Origin of the sequence: Achromobacter sp. UMC46 (assembly GCF_014170335.1) — a bacterium.
In the GTDB taxonomy this organism is placed as follows: Bacteria; Pseudomonadota; Gammaproteobacteria; order Burkholderiales; family Burkholderiaceae_B; genus Achromobacter.
Map to the genome: position 1 here is coordinate 1 of NZ_LZZS01000036.1, position 15,569 is coordinate 15,569.

General features: G+C 66.4%; 19 protein-coding genes. 15 read left to right on the forward strand and 4 right to left on the reverse strand.

Features of this window, described 5'->3' with window-relative positions; translation table 11 throughout:
- Nucleotides 1-360: 360 nt before the first annotated feature.
- Nucleotides 361-792, forward strand: coding sequence for a DUF2809 domain-containing protein (locus tag A9973_RS25310; RefSeq protein WP_183016390.1), 432 nt, complete (start codon nucleotides 361-363; stop codon nucleotides 790-792).
- 78 nt (nucleotides 793-870) lie between these two features.
- Here the strand turns inward: A9973_RS25310 and A9973_RS25315 are convergent, their stop codons facing one another.
- The gene (locus A9973_RS25315; RefSeq protein WP_169273135.1) at nucleotides 871-1,083 is read right to left on the reverse strand and encodes a hypothetical protein; all 213 of its coding nucleotides are present in this window, start codon (nucleotides 1,081-1,083) and stop codon (nucleotides 871-873) included.
- A 249-nt stretch (nucleotides 1,084-1,332) separates the two neighbouring features.
- Here A9973_RS25315 and A9973_RS25320 point away from each other — a divergent pair, with 249 nt between their 5' ends.
- The 4 genes from A9973_RS25320 to A9973_RS25335 all read left to right on the forward strand — a co-directional run bounded on the left by A9973_RS25320 (nucleotide 1,333) and on the right by A9973_RS25335 (nucleotide 3,124).
- Nucleotides 1,333-2,064 carry a TenA family transcriptional regulator gene (locus tag A9973_RS25320; RefSeq protein WP_183016391.1) on the forward strand — a complete coding sequence of 244 codons (732 nt, stop codon included), beginning with the start codon at nucleotides 1,333-1,335 and terminating at the stop codon, nucleotides 2,062-2,064.
- Between the two features lie 81 nt (nucleotides 2,065-2,145).
- A complete protein-coding gene (locus A9973_RS25325) occupies nucleotides 2,146-2,445 on the forward strand; it encodes a 2Fe-2S iron-sulfur cluster-binding protein (RefSeq protein WP_183016392.1) in 300 nt (99 codons plus the stop codon).
- A gap of 5 nt (nucleotides 2,446-2,450) precedes the next feature.
- A complete protein-coding gene (locus tag A9973_RS25330; RefSeq protein ID WP_183016393.1) occupies nucleotides 2,451-2,777 on the forward strand; it encodes a ferredoxin in 327 nt (108 codons plus the stop codon).
- Nucleotides 2,774-3,124, forward strand: coding sequence for a 2Fe-2S iron-sulfur cluster-binding protein (locus A9973_RS25335; protein ID WP_183016394.1), 351 nt, complete (start codon nucleotides 2,774-2,776; stop codon nucleotides 3,122-3,124). The genes A9973_RS25330 and A9973_RS25335 overlap by 4 nt, the downstream gene beginning before the upstream one ends.
- 37 nt (nucleotides 3,125-3,161) lie before the next feature.
- Here the strand turns inward: A9973_RS25335 and A9973_RS25340 are convergent, their stop codons facing one another.
- Both A9973_RS25340 and A9973_RS25345 read right to left on the reverse strand, forming a co-directional pair.
- Nucleotides 3,162-3,875 (reverse strand): GntR family transcriptional regulator, encoded by a 714-nt coding sequence (locus tag A9973_RS25340; protein WP_183016395.1) that lies wholly within the window; start codon nucleotides 3,873-3,875, stop codon nucleotides 3,162-3,164.
- Nucleotides 3,876-3,954: 79 nt separating this feature from the next.
- Nucleotides 3,955-4,698 (reverse strand): sulfite exporter TauE/SafE family protein, encoded by a 744-nt coding sequence (locus A9973_RS25345; RefSeq protein ID WP_183016396.1) that lies wholly within the window; start codon nucleotides 4,696-4,698, stop codon nucleotides 3,955-3,957.
- A gap of 227 nt (nucleotides 4,699-4,925) precedes the next feature.
- Here A9973_RS25345 and A9973_RS25350 point away from each other — a divergent pair, with 227 nt between their 5' ends.
- The 4 genes from A9973_RS25350 (at nucleotide 4,926) to A9973_RS25365 (ending at nucleotide 9,619) form a co-directional block, all read left to right on the forward strand.
- Complete coding sequence (locus A9973_RS25350; protein ID WP_183016397.1) at nucleotides 4,926-6,458, forward strand: hypothetical protein; 1,533 nt, start codon at nucleotides 4,926-4,928, stop codon at nucleotides 6,456-6,458.
- 196 nt (nucleotides 6,459-6,654) lie between these two features.
- Nucleotides 6,655-8,088, forward strand: a complete 1,434-nt coding sequence (locus A9973_RS25355; protein WP_220805663.1) for an aldehyde dehydrogenase family protein — start codon at nucleotides 6,655-6,657, stop codon at nucleotides 8,086-8,088.
- Between the two features lie 28 nt (nucleotides 8,089-8,116).
- Nucleotides 8,117-8,596 (forward strand): heme-binding protein, encoded by a 480-nt coding sequence (locus tag A9973_RS25360; RefSeq protein WP_105559548.1) that lies wholly within the window; start codon nucleotides 8,117-8,119, stop codon nucleotides 8,594-8,596.
- 12 nt (nucleotides 8,597-8,608) lie between these two features.
- Nucleotides 8,609-9,619, forward strand: coding sequence for a 2Fe-2S iron-sulfur cluster-binding protein (locus A9973_RS25365; RefSeq protein ID WP_183016399.1), 1,011 nt, complete (start codon nucleotides 8,609-8,611; stop codon nucleotides 9,617-9,619).
- Between the two features lie 41 nt (nucleotides 9,620-9,660).
- On the opposite strand, the gene A9973_RS25370 is transcribed toward A9973_RS25365, so the two are convergent.
- Nucleotides 9,661-10,098: a universal stress protein gene (locus tag A9973_RS25370; RefSeq protein ID WP_183016400.1), complete on the reverse strand. Its 438-nt coding sequence runs from the start codon at nucleotides 10,096-10,098 to the stop codon at nucleotides 9,661-9,663.
- A 226-nt stretch (nucleotides 10,099-10,324) separates the two neighbouring features.
- Here A9973_RS25370 and ssuE point away from each other — a divergent pair, with 226 nt between their 5' ends.
- The 6 genes from ssuE (at nucleotide 10,325) to A9973_RS25400 (ending at nucleotide 15,567) form a co-directional block, all read left to right on the forward strand.
- Nucleotides 10,325-10,918: an NADPH-dependent FMN reductase gene (ssuE, locus tag A9973_RS25375; RefSeq protein ID WP_183016401.1), complete on the forward strand. Its 594-nt coding sequence runs from the start codon at nucleotides 10,325-10,327 to the stop codon at nucleotides 10,916-10,918.
- A 69-nt stretch (nucleotides 10,919-10,987) separates the two neighbouring features.
- Nucleotides 10,988-11,203, forward strand: a complete 216-nt coding sequence (locus A9973_RS25380) for a molybdopterin-binding protein (RefSeq protein ID WP_183016402.1) — start codon at nucleotides 10,988-10,990, stop codon at nucleotides 11,201-11,203.
- A gap of 121 nt (nucleotides 11,204-11,324) precedes the next feature.
- Nucleotides 11,325-12,725 (forward strand): DUF3300 domain-containing protein, encoded by a 1,401-nt coding sequence (locus A9973_RS25385; RefSeq protein WP_183016403.1) that lies wholly within the window; start codon nucleotides 11,325-11,327, stop codon nucleotides 12,723-12,725.
- A 23-nt stretch (nucleotides 12,726-12,748) separates the two neighbouring features.
- Complete coding sequence (locus tag A9973_RS25390; protein ID WP_255469285.1) at nucleotides 12,749-13,603, forward strand: DUF2950 family protein; 855 nt, start codon at nucleotides 12,749-12,751, stop codon at nucleotides 13,601-13,603.
- Nucleotides 13,604-13,814: 211 nt separating this feature from the next.
- On the forward strand, nucleotides 13,815-14,759 hold the full coding sequence (locus A9973_RS25395) for a YncE family protein (RefSeq protein WP_183016685.1): 945 nt from the start codon (nucleotides 13,815-13,817) through the stop codon (nucleotides 14,757-14,759).
- Nucleotides 14,743-15,567, forward strand: a complete 825-nt coding sequence (locus tag A9973_RS25400; RefSeq protein ID WP_183016405.1) for a polysaccharide deacetylase family protein — start codon at nucleotides 14,743-14,745, stop codon at nucleotides 15,565-15,567. Before A9973_RS25395 ends, A9973_RS25400 begins: the two co-directional genes overlap by 17 nt.
- The last annotated feature ends 2 nt before the right edge of the window (nucleotides 15,568-15,569 follow it).

The window sequence follows — 15,569 nt, forward strand, 5'->3', positions numbered from 1 at the left end:
GTGGGGGGAGGAGTGTGCAGGGACGCCAAAAGCGGCCGCGCGGGCGGCCTTTTTTGGCATATGGATGTGCTTGGCTTGGGGGGGCGCGCTTGCGCGCTTGCGTGGGGCGCGGTGGATAAGGGTGTGGGTAAGTCGGTGGATTGGGGGTGGATAGGCGGTGGATAGGCGGTGGATAAGGTGGGATAACTTTTGGGGCCGCGTGGCCGCATAACCTTTGGTGACGCATGTGTCGGAGGGTGTCTCGGGTTTTCCCGTGGATTTCTAGTACCCTGCCCGGTTGCCCTGTGGTGCTGATGCGCGGGCGGCGACGGAGGCGTTTGAAGAACGCGTCCGCCCTTTCACTTTTTGCTGTTTGTAGCCATGACCCTGACGTTCAATGGGCGCGCGTTCGCCGCCCTGCTTGCCGTGACCGCGCTGTTGGCGCTGATTGCCCTGTATGGCGCGCCCTATCCGTTCTTGCGCGGATTCGTGGGGGATGTGGTGGCCGTGGGCTGGGTCTATCTGGTGTACCGGACGTTCATCCGGGCGCACGTCGGCGCGCTGGCGGTGGCGGCGTTGCTGACGGGGTATGCGGTGGAGTTCGGCCAGTATCTGGCGCGGCAGAACGGGTGGCAGATCGAGCAGCCGGTGCTGCGCGTGGTGTTCGGCAGCGTGCCGGACTGGTGGGACGTGCTGGCCTACACCGTGGGGTTTGCGGTGGTGCTGGTGCTGGCTTTGGCCAATGAGCACCGCCAGCGCAATGCCGCGTTGCGGGATGCCCGCGCGCGGGCGAGCTTGCGCGCCCGCCGTTAGCCGTTGGCGCTTAGCCCCCCTAGCCGCTAAGCGGCGGGCATGTCGGCCGGGGCGTCTTCCCCGGCCTCTTCCGATCATTCAAGCCTGGCAGACCGGTTCGTCGTCGTTGCGACGGACCGCGGGGGCGCTTGCGCGCAACGGTTGCAGGCGGGCGTTGCGGAACGGCGCGAACAGCTCGGCCCAGGACGACGGGAACAAGGGCGTGGCGTGGCGCACCGCGTCGCGGCGGGCGTAGTGCGTCAACAGCTGTTGACCGATCGGGGCGTCTCCCAGGGGATGGCGGGTATTCATGGTATTTCCGTATTGCATTGAAAGTGTATTCATTGTACTGGCAGCAGTGCGATGCGTCCACCGTCGCCCGTGGCGGCCTTGCGCCAGATCAAGTCATTGATTTGAAAGGGTCTGGCCCTTTTTATGCCGTGACTGGCCTGACATCTTCGGGATTGCCCTAGCAGTTCGAAACAGTAGACGGTATACAATGTTCAACATGGCCGGGCTAAACCAGCCTGGAATCCCTCCCCCTCTGGACTGGAGCGCGTCATGGCAGAACTGATGAACCGAGATGAATTCCGTACCGCGTTGGAAAACGCGATCAAGGGCAAGAGCGCCAACGCTTCGCCTTTTTCCATCGCCTGGGCCGAAGGCAAGCTCAGCCGCGAACACCTGTCGCGGTGGGCCGAGAACCACTACCACTACGTCGGTCCGTTCGCGGACTACCTGGGCTATCTGTATGCCCGCACGCCCGACACCTATACCGAGGCCAAGGACTTCCTGCTGGCCAACATGTATGAAGAGGAAATCGGCGGCGACCGCCATACGGATCTGCTGATCCGCTTTGCCGAAGCCTGCGGCACCACCCGCGAACGGGTGACCAATCCCGACAACATGTCGCCCACCACGCGCGCGCTGCAAAGCTGGTGTTACGCCGTGGCCATGCGCGAAGACCCCATCGTGGCGGTGGCGGGCCTGGTCGTGGGGCTGGAATCGCAGGTGCCGTCCATCTACCGCAAGCAGACCCCGACGCTGCGCGACAAGTACGGTTTCACCGATGAAGAGGTGGAATTCTTCGACCTGCACATCGTGTCGGACGAGATCCACGGCGAACGCGGCTATCAGATCGTGCTGGAGCACGCCAACACGGTCGAGCTGCAGCGGCGCTGCCTGAAGATCTGCGAAATCGGCGCCCAGATGCGGCTGCTGTACACCACGGCGCTCTACACCGACTACGTGCAGCACGAGATCAAGCTGCCCGAACTCGGCCTGGCCGCCTGACGCAGCGGCCCGCGAATCCGGCCTATCCGGCTGCGCCGCAGGAGCTGCGCGGCCGGCCCGCAGCTCCTGGACGACAGACCCATGCCTACCGTTGTATTCCATAAAGGCGGCCAGACCTTCACCGACGTGGTGAAGGACAACACCAACCTGGTGGTGCGGGCCGGCATCAAGCAGTTCCCGTATCCGCACCTGCGCTATGAATGCGGCATGGGCAAATGCGCCAAATGCGCGTGCCGCGTGCTGGCGGGCGCCGAGCATCTGCCGCCCGTGAACTGGAAAGAGAAAAAGCAGCTGGGCGACCGCATCGACCAGGGCTATCGGCTGGCGTGCCAGCTGTGGCTCAGCAGCGATGTCGAGCTGCTCCAGGACATGGAGGCATAGCGGCCATGGACTCCGTATACGTGATCCTGACGACCAAGCCGGGCGTGTTCCGCACCGAGGTCGGCGACGACGTCGACATCATCGAGACCTACGACTACGTGTTCTACGGGCGCGCGCTGGCGGTCTTCCGCATCGCCCGGCTGCATGGCGACACGCGGCTGGTCGTCACGGAAGAGGCGCCGCCCTATGTGGTGAACCGCGTGCCGTCCAAATTCCTGGAGAAGTTCGCCTCGGTCGAGGCCGCCCGCAAGGAACTGGCCCACCTGACGCGCTTCGGCAGCATGGAATCCACCTTGACGCTGCGGGCCGGTGCCACAGCGGCGGAGCATTGAACGACATGGTCCAGATCACTTTCATCTCGAACGGCGGCAAGGTGGCGACCGCGCCCGAGAACAGCAATCTGCTGCGCGTGTCGCTGAAGGAAAAAGGCGGCATCCCGTTCAAATGCGGGGGCGGCCTGTGCGGCACCTGCAAATGCCGCATCGAGGAAGGGCTTGAGCACACCGATGCGGTCAAGCCGAAAGAGCGCAAGCACCTGCGCCCCGAAGATTTCGAGGCCGGCTACCGCATGGCGTGCCAGACCTTCGTGAACGGCGACGTGAAAGTGTCGTGGGTGGTGCAGAACGGCAAGGGCGTGGTGGTGGGCGCGGCGTCCGATCCGGTCGAAGCCGCCACCTGAACGCGTGGGGCGCGCGCTGCCGCCCCGCCTTGCGGTCTCAGTCCGCCGATCCGAGCTGCTGCGTGTCGGTATAGGCCTTGGCCGCGTTGTGCACATGCTGGCTGGCCAGCAGCGCCGCCAGATCGCCGTTGCCGGCGATGACGGCGTTCAGGATCTGCGAGTGCTCGTCCCAGTTCGCCTTGGCGCGGTGCATGTTGCTGGGCGCGAACAGCAGCGCCGTGCGGTCGCGCAGCGAACGCATCAGATCGGTCAGCACCACGTTGCCGCCGATGGTGGCCAGCATTTCGTGGAACTGCGAATTCAGCGCCAGGAACTTGTCCAGCTGTTCGCTGCGCGCGGCTTCCGTGCCTTCGCGCAGGAAGGCCTGCAGGCGTTCGACGGTTTTCGCATCGCGCCGTTGCGCCGCCAGCTTGGCGTTCAGGCCTTCCAGCGTGGCGCGCACTTCCACCATGTCGTAGGCCACCGCATCGGACAATACCGAGACGGATGCGCCGCGGCGCGGTTCGATGGTGACGAGCCCCTCGGCCGCCAGGGCGCGCAGGGCTTCGCGCACCGGAATCCGCGACACCCCCATTTCTTCGGACAGACGGCCTTCCACCAGGCGGTCGCCGGGGGTGAACTCGCCACTGAGGATGCGTTCGCGCAACTTGTCGCGGATGACGGCGAACAACTGCGGATGCTGCTCGCCGATCTTCAGCGGAGCGGAAGACTGCGTCTCAACGGCTTGCGGGCTGACGGGCGAAGTGGTCATGGCGAGCATGTCTGGATTAATGGATACAGTCTCCATTGTATTACCGGGTGTAGCCAAGTGCCGTTGCCGCGGCGCCGCATCAGGCGCCCCAGAAGGCTTTAGCGAGCACGCCCGCCGCGCCCAGCGCGCACACCGCCAGCAGCACGCTGCGCATGGCCTGTGGCGGCAGCAAGGCCCGCAACCGGTTGGAGGCCGCGAAACCGGCCAGCAGGAAAGGCGCCAGGCTAAGGGCCAGCCCGGCGTGGTAACCCGTATACCGCTTGGCCAGCGCCAGCATGGCAAGCGAGAAGATCGATCCCAGGAACAGCACCACGCCCAGCGTCGCGCGCAGCCGCGGCGGCGCCGAATGCTGCAGCACGATGGCGATGGGGGGCGCGCCGACGGACGTCATCGTGCCCATGATGCCTGAGGCCACGCCGGCGCCCGACACGCGCCCCGGCGTGGCGGTGAAACGCAGGCCCGCCACGCTGAGCGCGACGGCGGCCAGGATCAGGCACGCGAACAGCACGCCCAACGCTTGCGGGGCGAAGCGCGCCATGGCGTAGATGGCGATCAGCGTGCCCACCACCCGCCCCGCCAGCGCGTAGGACACGGCGGACCAGTCGATGAACGCGCGTTCGCGCAGCGCGGTCAGGAGCGAGATGAAGCCGCCCAGCGTCAGCAGGGGGCCGGGCGCCAGTTGCGGGAAGAACATCGCCGCCACCGGCGCCGCGAACATCGCGAAGCCGATGCCCCCCACGCCTTGTGCCAGCGCGGCGCCGAACACCACCAGCGCCATGGCGGCGTAGTGCCAGACATCGGGGAACGGCAGGTCGGACAGCATGCGGATATGTCACCTTGTATGTATACGATAGTCAATCCGTGACAATCGACGGTTTCGGCAAGAATGAAAAAATCACGGGTAAACCCTTGATATTTGGCCGTAATTCATGAGTTTTTCAGAATTATCGGTTTCCCTAGGCGTTGCATATTTCGATTGGTATGGCTCCTAACGAAATATAGTATACCGATTGTGGCGACCTAACAGCCACGTCACAAGGGGAATCTCGCATGCAATCCGACGTCGTGCTCAACGCTGCCCATTGGATGTACCTGCTCAGCGTGGCCGCCATCATCCTGACGATGATCTTGCGGGCCAACGTGGTGGTGCCATCGGTGATCGGCACGTTCCTGGTGGTGCTGGCCATCACGGGCAACCCGATCAGCGCGCTGATCGGCATCTTTTCGGCCAGCTTCGTGGCCGCCAAGGAGCTGTTCAACATCTTCCTGGTCATCACCTTCATGACCGCGCTGCTCAACGCCTTGAAGACCTTGCAGGCGGACGTGCGCATGGTCCAGCCTTTCCGGCGGGTGATGCGCGGCGGGCATTCCTCGTTCGTCATCATCGCCCTCTGTACCTACGTGATCTCGCTGTTCTTCTGGCCCACGCCCGCCGTGCCGCTGGTGTCCGCCATCCTGCTGCCCGCGGCGATCGCGGCGGGGCTGCCGCCGTTGGCCGGCGCGATGGCGATCGCCATCGCCGGCCAGGGCATGGCGCTGTCGTCGGACTATGTGATCGGAGTGGCGCCCAGCATCAGCGCCAAGGCGGCGGGGGCGGCGGTCAGCGCGGCGGTGGTGGCCGACCGCGCGCTGGTGTTGTCGCTGATCACCGGCGCCGTGGCGCTGGTGGCGGCCTACCTGCTGATCCGCAAGCACATCGTGCCCGCAAGCCCCGCGTTGCTGGACGCCTGGCAGGCCCGCGCGCAAGACGGCAGCCTGGCGCGGATCGAGCAGTCGGGCTCGTTCGACAAGGCCGAACTGGCGCGCGGCACCATGGGCGGCGACCCGTCGCTGCCGCAGGGCTCCGCGCTGAACGACGAGGAGCGCCGTCGCGTGCGCTGGTCCAAAACCTTTGCCGTGGTGACGCCGCTGGCGTTCCTGGCCGTGATCGCCGTGATGGTGGTGCCGCGGCTGTTCCCGTCCATACCCGCCCTGCGCGGTGGCGACGCGGCGGCGCTGGTCGGCGGCGTGGCCTTCGTGGTGATGATGCTGGTGACGCTGGCCGCCGAAGGCCCGCGCAAGATGCTGGACGTGTGCCCCGAGCACGTGACGGACGGTTTCGTGTTCGCCTTCAAGGCGATGGGATCGGTGCTGCCGATCGCCGGGTTCTTCTTCGTGGGCGCCAACGAAACCGCCGCGCAGATCCTGGGTGTGCCGCTGGCGCAGGCGCCCGGCCTGCTGTTCGAAGTGATCTCGGCCGGCCAGCACCTGATTCCCGAAAATCATTTCCTGGTGGCGTTCGGCGTGCTGCTGGTGGGCATGATCACCGGCATCGACGGCTCGGGCTTCGCCGGCCTGCCGCTGACCGGCACGCTGTCCGGCGCGCTGGGCCCGGTCGTGGGCGTGGACCCGGCGACCCTGGCCGCCGTGGGCCAGATGGGCGCCGTCTGGACGGGCGGCGGCACCCTGATCGCGTGGTCGTCGCTGATCGCGGTGGCGGGGTTCGCGCGGGTCAACGTGCTGTCGCTGGTGCGCGCCCTGCTGCTGCCCGTGCTGCTGGCGCTGTTCGTCTCCACCATCTGCGCCGTATTGATCTGGAGTTGACCTTTCCCTGGCCCGGCCGGCGTTGCAAGGGGCCCTGGGGGCCCCTTTTTCACGGCTAAGCCTGGGGTTTCCACGTATCGCCGCAAAGTGATTAAAGTATACAATGTTCAGAAGCTATCTAAGACGACCGATTTCCGGCCACTCCCGTACAGGTAAAGGAAGCGCTTCCGTGGACGATCTCTCGCAGCAGGCATTCATGAACCACATCGACGGCGCCTGGGTGCCCAGCGCCACCGGTCGGACTGCCCCCAACCTCAATCCGGCCGACACGTCCGACATCGTGGGCCGTTTTCCGGTGTCCGACGCCGAAGACGCCCGGCGCGCGGTGGAGGCGGCCGATACCGCCTTCGCAGGCTGGCGCGACACGCCGATCTCCAAGCGGGCCGCCATCCTGTTCCGCGCCGCCCAGTACCTGGAGGACCACGCCGACGCCTTCGCGCGCGAACTGACTCGGGAAGAGGGCAAAAGCCTGAACCTGGCGAAAGACGAAGTGATGCGCTCGGCCCAGACGATCCGCTTCTATGCCGTGGAAGGGCAGAGCTTCACGGGCGAGACCTTCGCCAACGACGATCCCGACATGGTCGTCTACAGCCAGCGCGAACCGCTGGGCGTGGTCACCGTGATCTCGCCCTGGAACTTCCCCATTTCGATTCCGGCCCGCAAGATAGCGCCGGCGCTGATCACCGGCAACACCGTGGTGTTCAAGCCCTCGTCGGATGCGCCCTTGTCCGGCTACCGCCTGACCGAGGCTCTTGTGCAGGCGGGCTTGCCTGCGGGCGTGCTGAACCTGGTGATCGGCCCGGCCAGCGCGGTGGGCCCGGCCATCACCACCGCCCGCGCGGTGCGCGCGATCTCTTTCACCGGATCGACCGCCGCGGGCGAACAGATCCATCGGGGCGCGGGCCTGACCACCCGCACGCAGATGGAGCTGGGCGGCAAGAATCCGCTGATCGTGCTGGCCGACGCCGACCTGGACCGCGCAGTGGACCTGGCGGTGAAAGGCGGCTTTTCGCTAAGCGGCCAGGCCTGCACGGGCACCAGCCGCGTGCTGGTCGACGCCAAGGTGCGCCAGGCGTTCACCGACAAGCTGGTGGCGCGCATCCAGGCGCTGACCATCGGCAACGGGCTGGACGGCAACTTCGACCTGGGCCCGCTGGCCACCCGCAAGCAGCTGGACAACGTATTGAGCTACGTTGCGGTGGGCAAGGAAGAGGCGACGCACGTGTGCGGCGGCGACGCCCTGACCGGCCCCGGCTTCGACCGCGGCTACTACGTCACGCCCGCGCTGTTCACGGATGTGACGCAGCAGATGCGCATCGCGCGCGAAGAGATCTTCGGCCCGGTCATCGCGCTGATCGAGGTCGACGGCTATGAAGACGCCATCGCCAAGGCCAACGACACCGAGTACGGCTTGTCGGCCGCCATCGCCACCACCGATGCGCGCTACGCGCACCGCTTCGCCCGCGACATCCAGGCGGGCACGGTGAAGATCAACCGCACCACCACCGGCAACCTGATCAACGCGCCCTTCGGGGGGCTGAAGCACTCCAGCACGTCCACGTTCCGCGAATCCGGCCGCGTGGGCCTGGAGTTCTACACGCAGATCAAGACCGTCTACCGCGCCGGCTAAGGCGCGGACAACTGAAGAGGCTAGCCTTATGAAACAGATCTATCGCCTGGAACTGGAAGAAGCGCGCGTCATGGTGCGCGCGGCCATTGCGAAGTCAGAAGCGATCGGCGTGCTGGAATCCATCTGTATCGTGGACGACGGCGGCTATCCCATCGCGCTCGAGCGCATGGACGGCGCCCGCATCACCGGCCCGCAGATCGCCTGGAACAAGGCGTTCACCGCGGCCGGCCACAAGCGTTCGACGCATTTGTTCAACACCCCGCCCAACGGACCGGCGCTGCCCGGCAACGAGGCCTTCGGCATCCAGTGGAGCTTTGACGGCAAGTTCGCCGTGTTCGTGGGCGGCTTTCCCATTGTCGTGAACGACGAGGTGATCGGCGGCATCGGGCTTAGCGGCGGCAACGGCGAACAGGACACGCAGGCGGGGGTGGCCGCGTTGGCGGCGCTGGCCGAACTGCTGGAGCCGCGCGGCATGAAAGTGCTGGTGCAGGCCGACATCAAGAAATAAGCGAGGCCCGCCATGGCATACCGCGTGTTCATCCTGGAAACCGGCGCCTCTTTCGACGTGGACGCCGGCGAATCGGTGCTCGAGGCCGCCGGGCGCGCAGACGTCAAGCTGCCGCACGAGTGCACCTTCGGCGGCTGCGGCACGTGCCGCATCAAGCTGGCCGAAGGCACCGTGCGCTATGACGAATTCCCTATGGCGCTCACCCCGGAAGAAGCGGCCGAAGGCTACGCCCTGGCCTGCCAGGCGCGCCCGGAAAGCGATCTTTGCATCAGCGTGGCCAGCAGCCGTCAGGTGTTTCCCGAACCGCGCCGGCTGGCGGCCACGGTGCAGCGCATCGATGCCTATACCGACGACATCATCCATCTGACGCTGGCGCTGCCGGAATCGGGACTGGACTTCGTGCCGGGCCAGTACATGAACGTGTTGCTGCCTGAGGGCGAGACGCGCAGCTTTTCCATGGCGTCGGCGGCGGCCGGCCGGCAGGTGGACTTCCATGTGCGCCGCATTCCGGGCGGCCGCTACACCGACCATTGGCTGGGCCAGGCGCAACCCGGAGCGGCGCTGGATATCGAAGCGCCGCTGGGCGTGTTCAGCTATCACGAAGAAGACTGGCGCCCGCTTGTCATGATGGCGACGGGCACCGGCATCGCGCCCATCAAGGCGATCCTGGAGTCCCTGCTGGACAAGGACGATTGCCCGCCGGTCAGCCTGTATTGGGGCATGCGCACCGAGGCCGACCTGTACCTGCAAGACGAGATCGCCGGGTGGGCCGGCCGCTTGTATGAATTCAATTTCGTGCCGGTGCTGTCGCGCGCCGGCGCGGGCTGGAAAGGCCGCCGCGGCCATGTGCAGGACGCCGTCCTGGAAGACCACGGCGATCTGTCCGAACACGCCTTCTACCTGTGCGGTGCGCCCGCCATGATCCAGCAGGCCAAGCATCTGCTGGCTGTACGCGGCGCCAGCCTTGACCACATCTACGCCGACAGCTTCACCTTCCAGCACGCGCTGGCCGCCGCCGGCTGACGCGGCGGCGAGCATTCGGGGGCCGGGCCGCGCGGCGGCCGCTAGCGAAACACCAGCACGGGCAGGCGGGTCTTGGCCAGCACGCGCTGGGTTTCGCTGCCCAGCAGGAACCCCGTCATGCCGTGGCGTCCGTGCGAGCCCATGATGATCAAGTCGCACCCCTGGCTTTTCGCCGTCTCGACGATCGCCTCGTGCGGGTGGTCATTGACCATCACGACGATGTTGCAGGGCACCAGCGCATGGCGCGCTTCCATTTCCAGCCCGTCCAGATAGCCTTGCGCGTTCTTGCGCGCCTGGTCGGTGTGATGCGTTTGCGTGGTGCCCAGCATCTCGGCCTGATAGACCAGCAGATGGTCCTCCGGGATGGCGCGGATGAGGGTGATGGTGGCGCCCATTTCCTTGGCGAAAACGAGTGCGCGCTTGAAAGCCGATTCGGACAGCAGGGAGCCATCCACGGCGATGAGCAAGTGCCTGTACATGTTGCCTCTCCTTTAGGAAAAGGAATGTCGAGCAACGGCGAATCCAGTATAGGCCCGCCGTTGCCCGCAATCCAGTCCCGCATATGGAGGAGGCGGGCCAGGGTTTCCAGCCACCTGCCGGCATAACGTCATGCCGACTAAGTATTTTTCCGCGCCCGCCAGCGGTGACAGAATCGCCTCTCACCCAGCAGCCCGCATTCCGACGCGCGACCTTCGGCGAATCATCATGAGCATCATTGCATTGGCGGGCAGCCCGTCACCGCGTTCCCGTTCTTCCGCGCTGCTGCGCTACGCCATCCACGCGTTGCGTGCGCGCGGGCTGGGCGTCGTGGAGCTGGGCTTGCGCGACATTCCCGCCGAAGAACTGATCGAAGGCCACTATTCGGGCGCCGGGGCCAGCGCGCTGCGGGCGCGGGCGGCGGCGGCCGATGCGGTGCTGATCTCGACGCCGGTCTACAAGGCGTCGTTTTCGGGCGGCCTGAAGGCCGTGCTGGACCTGCTGGACGAAAAGGCGTTCGCGGGCAAGACGGTGCTGCCGATCGCCACGGGCGGCAGTCCCGCGCATCTGCTGGCGCTGGAGTACGGGCTGAAACCGGTGCTGTCCGCCTTGGGCGCCCGGCACATCCTGGCTGGCGTCTACGCCACCGACAAGCAGGTGCGGCTGGATGAGGATGGCCGCGCCCATATCGACGACGACGTGCGCGGCCGCTTGGAAGAATCGGTCGACCGGCTGGCCGAGCAGGTTCTGCCGCGCGGCGCCGTCGCCCATGAAGCCTACGACCTGGGCCGCCTGGCGCTTGCGGGCGGCTTCAGCGTCTGATCCCGCGCGGCCTTCGAACCCGCCCGGCGCCATGGCGGCGCCGCTTTTTTTCCTTTCAGGAGCAAGACCATGACCATTCAATCCATCAACGCCCGCAACCAGTTCCGCGGCAAGATCAAGGAAATCATCCTGGGCCCGGTGGTGTCCGAGGTGGACGTGGACACGCCCGCGGGCATCGTCACGTCGGTGATCACCACGCGTTCCGTCAAAGAGCTGGACCTGCAGGTGGGCACCGACGTGCTGGCCTTCGTGAAGGCGACCGAGGTGTCCGTCGCCAAACTGTGAACGCAGAGAGATCGGCGCCGGCGCTTTCCTTGCGCCGGCGTTAGGCATATATTGTCAGCGCGTCATCCGGCGGTTTCCTCCTGGCTTGTGGCTTCATGCGTTGCTTCACGGAGAACGGTTCATGCGTCGATTGCAAGGGTGGTTCATCGGCTGGTTGTGCCTGGGGCTGGCGGTTTGCCTGCCCGCCATGGCGCAGACCAAGCTGGACAATGGGCAGTTGGATCAGTTGATGGCGCCCGTGGCGCTATACCCTGATGCGTTACTGTCGCAGATACTCATGGGGTCGACCTACCCCGATGACATCGCCGCCGCGGCCAAGTGGTCGGCCGCGCACACGTCGGAATCCGGCGACAAGGCCGTCAAGGCGGTCGAAGGCGAAACCTGGGATCCCAGCGTCAAATCGCTGGTCGCGTTCCCGTCCGTCATGGACATGATGGGCCGACAGCCCGACTGGGTGAAATCCGTGGGCGACGCCTTCCTGGCGCAGCCGGACGGCGTGATGGATTCGGTCCAGCGGCTGCGCGTGCAGGCGGAAAAGGCCGGCAACCTGAAGAGCACGCCCCAGCAGAAGGTCACCTCCAGCACGACCGAAAACAAGACCGTGGTGGTGATCGAGCCCACCGACCCTCAAGTCGTCTACGTGCCCAGCTACAACCCGACCGTCGTCTACGGCGCCTGGGCCTATCCCACGTACCCCCCTTACTACTATCCGCCGCCGCCGGGCTCGGTCTTCGCGACCTCGCTGGTGGCCGGCATCGGTTTCGGCCTGGGTGTCGCCGCCGTGGATTCGATGTGGGGCGGATTCAACTGGGGACACAACGACGTCGACATCAACGTCAACCGGTACAACAACGTCAACGTCAATAACCGGATCAACAACGCCAGGAACAACAACGTCTCGTGGCAGCACAACCCGGCCAACCGCGGCAATACGCCTTATGCGGACCAGGCCAACCGCCAGCGCTTCGACAGCCAGCGCCAGGCGGGCCTGCAGAACCGGCAATCGGGGCAGCAGCGCGTAGGTCAGGGCCAGGGCGGCCGGTCGCCTGGCGCCGGCGGAGCGCCGAATTCGCGTGATGCGGCTCGTGACCGCGCGGCGCAGTCCTTCGAAGGGCGTACGGGGCAGAACATCCCGGGGCATGCTGAAGCGGGCGCCCGTCGCGGTGAAGGCGCGGCCGGCCGGAGTCAGGGCGCGGGTGCCGGACAAGGCGCGCGCGACCGGGCGCAGGGCGGCCAGACGCCTCGCGCGTCCGGCGCATCCGGCGCCGGCACCCATGACCGGCAGGCGGCGGCGCAACGCCAGCGTGCCGACGAATCGGCGGCACGCGACCGGGCCCGGGCGTCCAACAGCAGCAGCGCGCTGCACGACGCCGGCAACGGCGACCGCATGCGCCAACAAAGCCACCGCAGCGACATGAACCGGGGAGGCGGCGGAGGCGGCTTCCAGCGTGGCGGCGGTGGCGGTGGTGGCGGCGGGCATATGGGCGGCGGCGGCGGCGGCCATTTTGGCGGCCGGAGGTAAGCACCATGGACAAGGGAGCTTTCATGACGAATGCCTGGGTTCGGACCCGCGTGCTGGGCGCCGCGACATTGCTGGCGCTGGGGCTGGCCGCGCCAGTGGGGGCGCAAAGCGTGTATCCGACGTCGCAGGCCGCGGCGGACGCTTTCGCCGACGCGCTGGCCACCAGCGATCCGGTCGCCATCGCCCGCGTGCTGGGGCCTGATCACAAGCAGATCGTGCCCGGCGGCGTGGCGCAGGACGACATCTACCGTTTCCTGGCAGCGTGGGCGAAGAAGCACGAGATCATCGCCGACGGCGGCCGCTCGTGGCTGGCGGTCGGCGATTCCGGATGGACCATGCCGGTGCCCATCGTGCAGTCGGGCAAGGGCTGGCGGTTCGACCCGGCGGCGGGCAAAGCCGAGATCCAGCGCCGCGCGATCGGCCGCAACGAACTGACCGCGATCGACACCCTGCAACAGCTGCAGGCGGCGCAGACCCGCTATCAGCAAGGCGTGGGGCAGGGCCGCTATGCGAGCCGGCTGGTCAGCCGCCCTGGCACGATGGACGGCCTGTACTGGCCCGAGCTGCCCGGGGCGCCGCCGCAGGCCTTCGGGCCGGATGCGCTGGCGATGGGGCCGGAAGTGCCCGCGGCCGACGCCTTCGCCGGGTACCGCTACAAGGTGCTGCCGGGCGGACAAGACGCCGCCTACCGCATCGTCGCGTGGCCGGCGCACTACGGCAAGACCGGCATCGGCACCTTTGTCATCGGTCCGGAGGGCGGCGTGCTGGAAGCGGATCTGGGACCGTCGTCGGCGGCCCGGGCGGCGGCCTTGCGGGAACGCGATTTCGCCTCCGGCGCCTGGGTCGACGCCAACGCGCAACCCGTTGGCACCAAATGACTTTTTAGGATTTTTAGAGGATTTTCAGCCGGGGGTTGTTGCGGGGTCGCAACAGGCGTGTGCGTTTGTCGCCAAACCCCCGGCTGTTGCCCTTTTGAAAGGCGGCTGAGCCTAAAATGGCCGGCATTGGGATCGGTGCCCGATCCTTACTTGCCGGACCTTGAAATTGAACCCCTTGCATTTTGTCCGCTACGCCCTGGCCGGCGTAGGGATGGCGCTTAGCGCAGCGGCGGCATCCGCCCCGATTTTTGTCCTGAATTCCCTGGACGCCAATGTCAGCATCGTCGACCCCGTCTCCTACAAGGAACTGCGGCGCGTGCCCACCGGCAAAGAGCCACACCACCTGTATCTGACCCCGGACGAAAAGTCCCTGATGGTGGCCAACGCCACGGGCGATTCCATCACGTTGATGGATCCCAAGACCGGCGAGGTGCAACGCACTCTGACCGGCATCGTCGACCCCTACCAGCTGCAGTTCTCGCCCGACATGAAGTGGTTCGTCACGGCGGCCAACCGCCTGGACCATATCGACATCTACGCCTGGAAGCCGCTGGAAAAGGGCTTTGACCTGAAGCTGGTCAAGCGCATTCCCGCGGGCAAGACGCCCAGCCACATCATGATCGACAAGAAGAGCACGACGGCGTACGTGACCTTGCAGGACAGCGACCAATTGATCGCCATCGACCTGGCCACGCAGACGCCCAAGTGGACGGTGTCCGTTGGCAAGACGCCGGCCGACGTGTTCCTGACGCCCGACCAGAAGACGCTGCTGGTGGCCCTGACCGGCGACTCGTTCGTGGAAGCCTACGACGTCAGCAACGGCCCGGCCAAGCTGGTCAAGCGCATCCCGACGGCCGCCGGCGCCCATGCCTTTCGCGCGCAGGGCGACAAGCGCCACCTGTTCGTCAGCAACCGCACCGCCAACTCCATCAGCCGCATCGACATGTTGACGCTGGCCGTCACCGACACCTTCCCGGTGCCGGGCGGCCCCGACTGCATGGACGTCCTGGCCGACGGCAAGACGCTGCTGGTCACGTCGCGCTGGGCGCGCAAGCTGACCGTGGTGGACCTGGAGCAGAAGAAGGTCGTCAATCAGGTGACGGTGGGCAAGTCGCCCCACGGCGTCTGGACGCTGAACCATGCTCCTACGCGGTAGACGGAAGAGCCCCCACGCGGCACCCGCTGTCGCGGGCTTGCTGGCGGCTGTCTTGGCGTTTGCCGTTCCGACGGCGAATGCGGTTGCGCCGACGACGTGCGACAAGCCGGTGTACCTGACTTTCGACACGGGCCACATGGGCGTGGCGCCGCTGATCGCCGATGTGCTCAACCGGCATCACGTGAAGGTCACGTTCTTCCTGGCCAACGAGCGCACGAAGACCGACGGCTCCAGCCTGGACGACGTGTGGGCGCCGTGGTGGAAGGCGCGCGCGGCGGAAGGCCATGCCTTCGGTTCGCACACCTATGACCACGTCTATTGGCAGGGCGACCTGCCGGGCGGCAAGTTCCGCGTGAAGCCCAGCGCGGGTCCGGACACGGGCAAGACCGCCGAATGGACGGCCGACCAGTACTGCGCCGAGATCAAGCGGTCCGCCACCCGGTTCCATCAGATGACGGGCCAGAACATGCTGCCGCTGTATCGCGCGCCGGGCGGCAAGACGTCGCCCGCGCTGTTGAAAGCGGCCAAGGCCTGCGGCTTCGAGCACGTGGGCTGGGCGCCCGCCGGTTTCCTGGGCGACGAGCTGCCCAGCGATAAATTCCCCAATGCCAAGCTTCTGGACCAGGCGCTGCGCACCATCAAGCCCGGCGACATCCTGTTGGCGCACCTGGGCATCTGGTCACGCCAGGACCCCTGGGCCCCCGCCGTGCTCGAGCCCCTGATTGTGGGCCTGCAGCAGAAGGGCTATTGTTTTGCTACCTTGAATACGCATCCCGCCTACCGCGACTGGATCGCTACGCATCATTGATC

Excerpts from the sequence above, each read along its gene's own strand:
- A9973_RS25345 (WP_183016396.1), bottom strand. The coding sequence starts at position 4,698 with ATGCTGTCCGACCTGCCGTTCCCCGATGTCTGGCACTACGCCGCCATG.
- A9973_RS25330 (WP_183016393.1), top strand. The coding sequence starts at position 2,451 with ATGGACTCCGTATACGTGATCCTGACGACCAAGCCGGGCGTGTTCCGC.
- A9973_RS25320 (WP_183016391.1), top strand. The coding sequence starts at position 1,333 with ATGGCAGAACTGATGAACCGAGATGAATTCCGTACCGCGTTGGAAAAC.
- ssuE (WP_183016401.1), top strand. The coding sequence starts at position 10,325 with ATGAGCATCATTGCATTGGCGGGCAGCCCGTCACCGCGTTCCCGTTCT.
- A9973_RS25340 (WP_183016395.1), bottom strand. The coding sequence starts at position 3,875 with ATGACCACTTCGCCCGTCAGCCCGCAAGCCGTTGAGACGCAGTCTTCC.
- A9973_RS25385 (WP_183016403.1), top strand. The coding sequence starts at position 11,325 with ATGCGTCGATTGCAAGGGTGGTTCATCGGCTGGTTGTGCCTGGGGCTG.
- A9973_RS25315 (WP_169273135.1), bottom strand. The coding sequence starts at position 1,083 with ATGAATACCCGCCATCCCCTGGGAGACGCCCCGATCGGTCAACAGCTG.
- A9973_RS25355 (WP_220805663.1), top strand. The coding sequence starts at position 6,655 with ATGAACCACATCGACGGCGCCTGGGTGCCCAGCGCCACCGGTCGGACT.
- A9973_RS25350 (WP_183016397.1), top strand. The coding sequence starts at position 4,926 with ATGCAATCCGACGTCGTGCTCAACGCTGCCCATTGGATGTACCTGCTC.
- A9973_RS25370 (WP_183016400.1), bottom strand. The coding sequence starts at position 10,098 with ATGTACAGGCACTTGCTCATCGCCGTGGATGGCTCCCTGCTGTCCGAA.
- A9973_RS25325 (WP_183016392.1), top strand. The coding sequence starts at position 2,146 with ATGCCTACCGTTGTATTCCATAAAGGCGGCCAGACCTTCACCGACGTG.
- A9973_RS25360 (WP_105559548.1), top strand. The coding sequence starts at position 8,117 with ATGAAACAGATCTATCGCCTGGAACTGGAAGAAGCGCGCGTCATGGTG.
- A9973_RS25365 (WP_183016399.1), top strand. The coding sequence starts at position 8,609 with ATGGCATACCGCGTGTTCATCCTGGAAACCGGCGCCTCTTTCGACGTG.
- A9973_RS25380 (WP_183016402.1), top strand. The coding sequence starts at position 10,988 with ATGACCATTCAATCCATCAACGCCCGCAACCAGTTCCGCGGCAAGATC.
- A9973_RS25395 (WP_183016685.1), top strand. The coding sequence starts at position 13,815 with ATGGCGCTTAGCGCAGCGGCGGCATCCGCCCCGATTTTTGTCCTGAAT.
- A9973_RS25390 (WP_255469285.1), top strand. The coding sequence starts at position 12,749 with ATGACGAATGCCTGGGTTCGGACCCGCGTGCTGGGCGCCGCGACATTG.
- A9973_RS25400 (WP_183016405.1), top strand. The coding sequence starts at position 14,743 with ATGCTCCTACGCGGTAGACGGAAGAGCCCCCACGCGGCACCCGCTGTC.
- A9973_RS25310 (WP_183016390.1), top strand. The coding sequence starts at position 361 with ATGACCCTGACGTTCAATGGGCGCGCGTTCGCCGCCCTGCTTGCCGTG.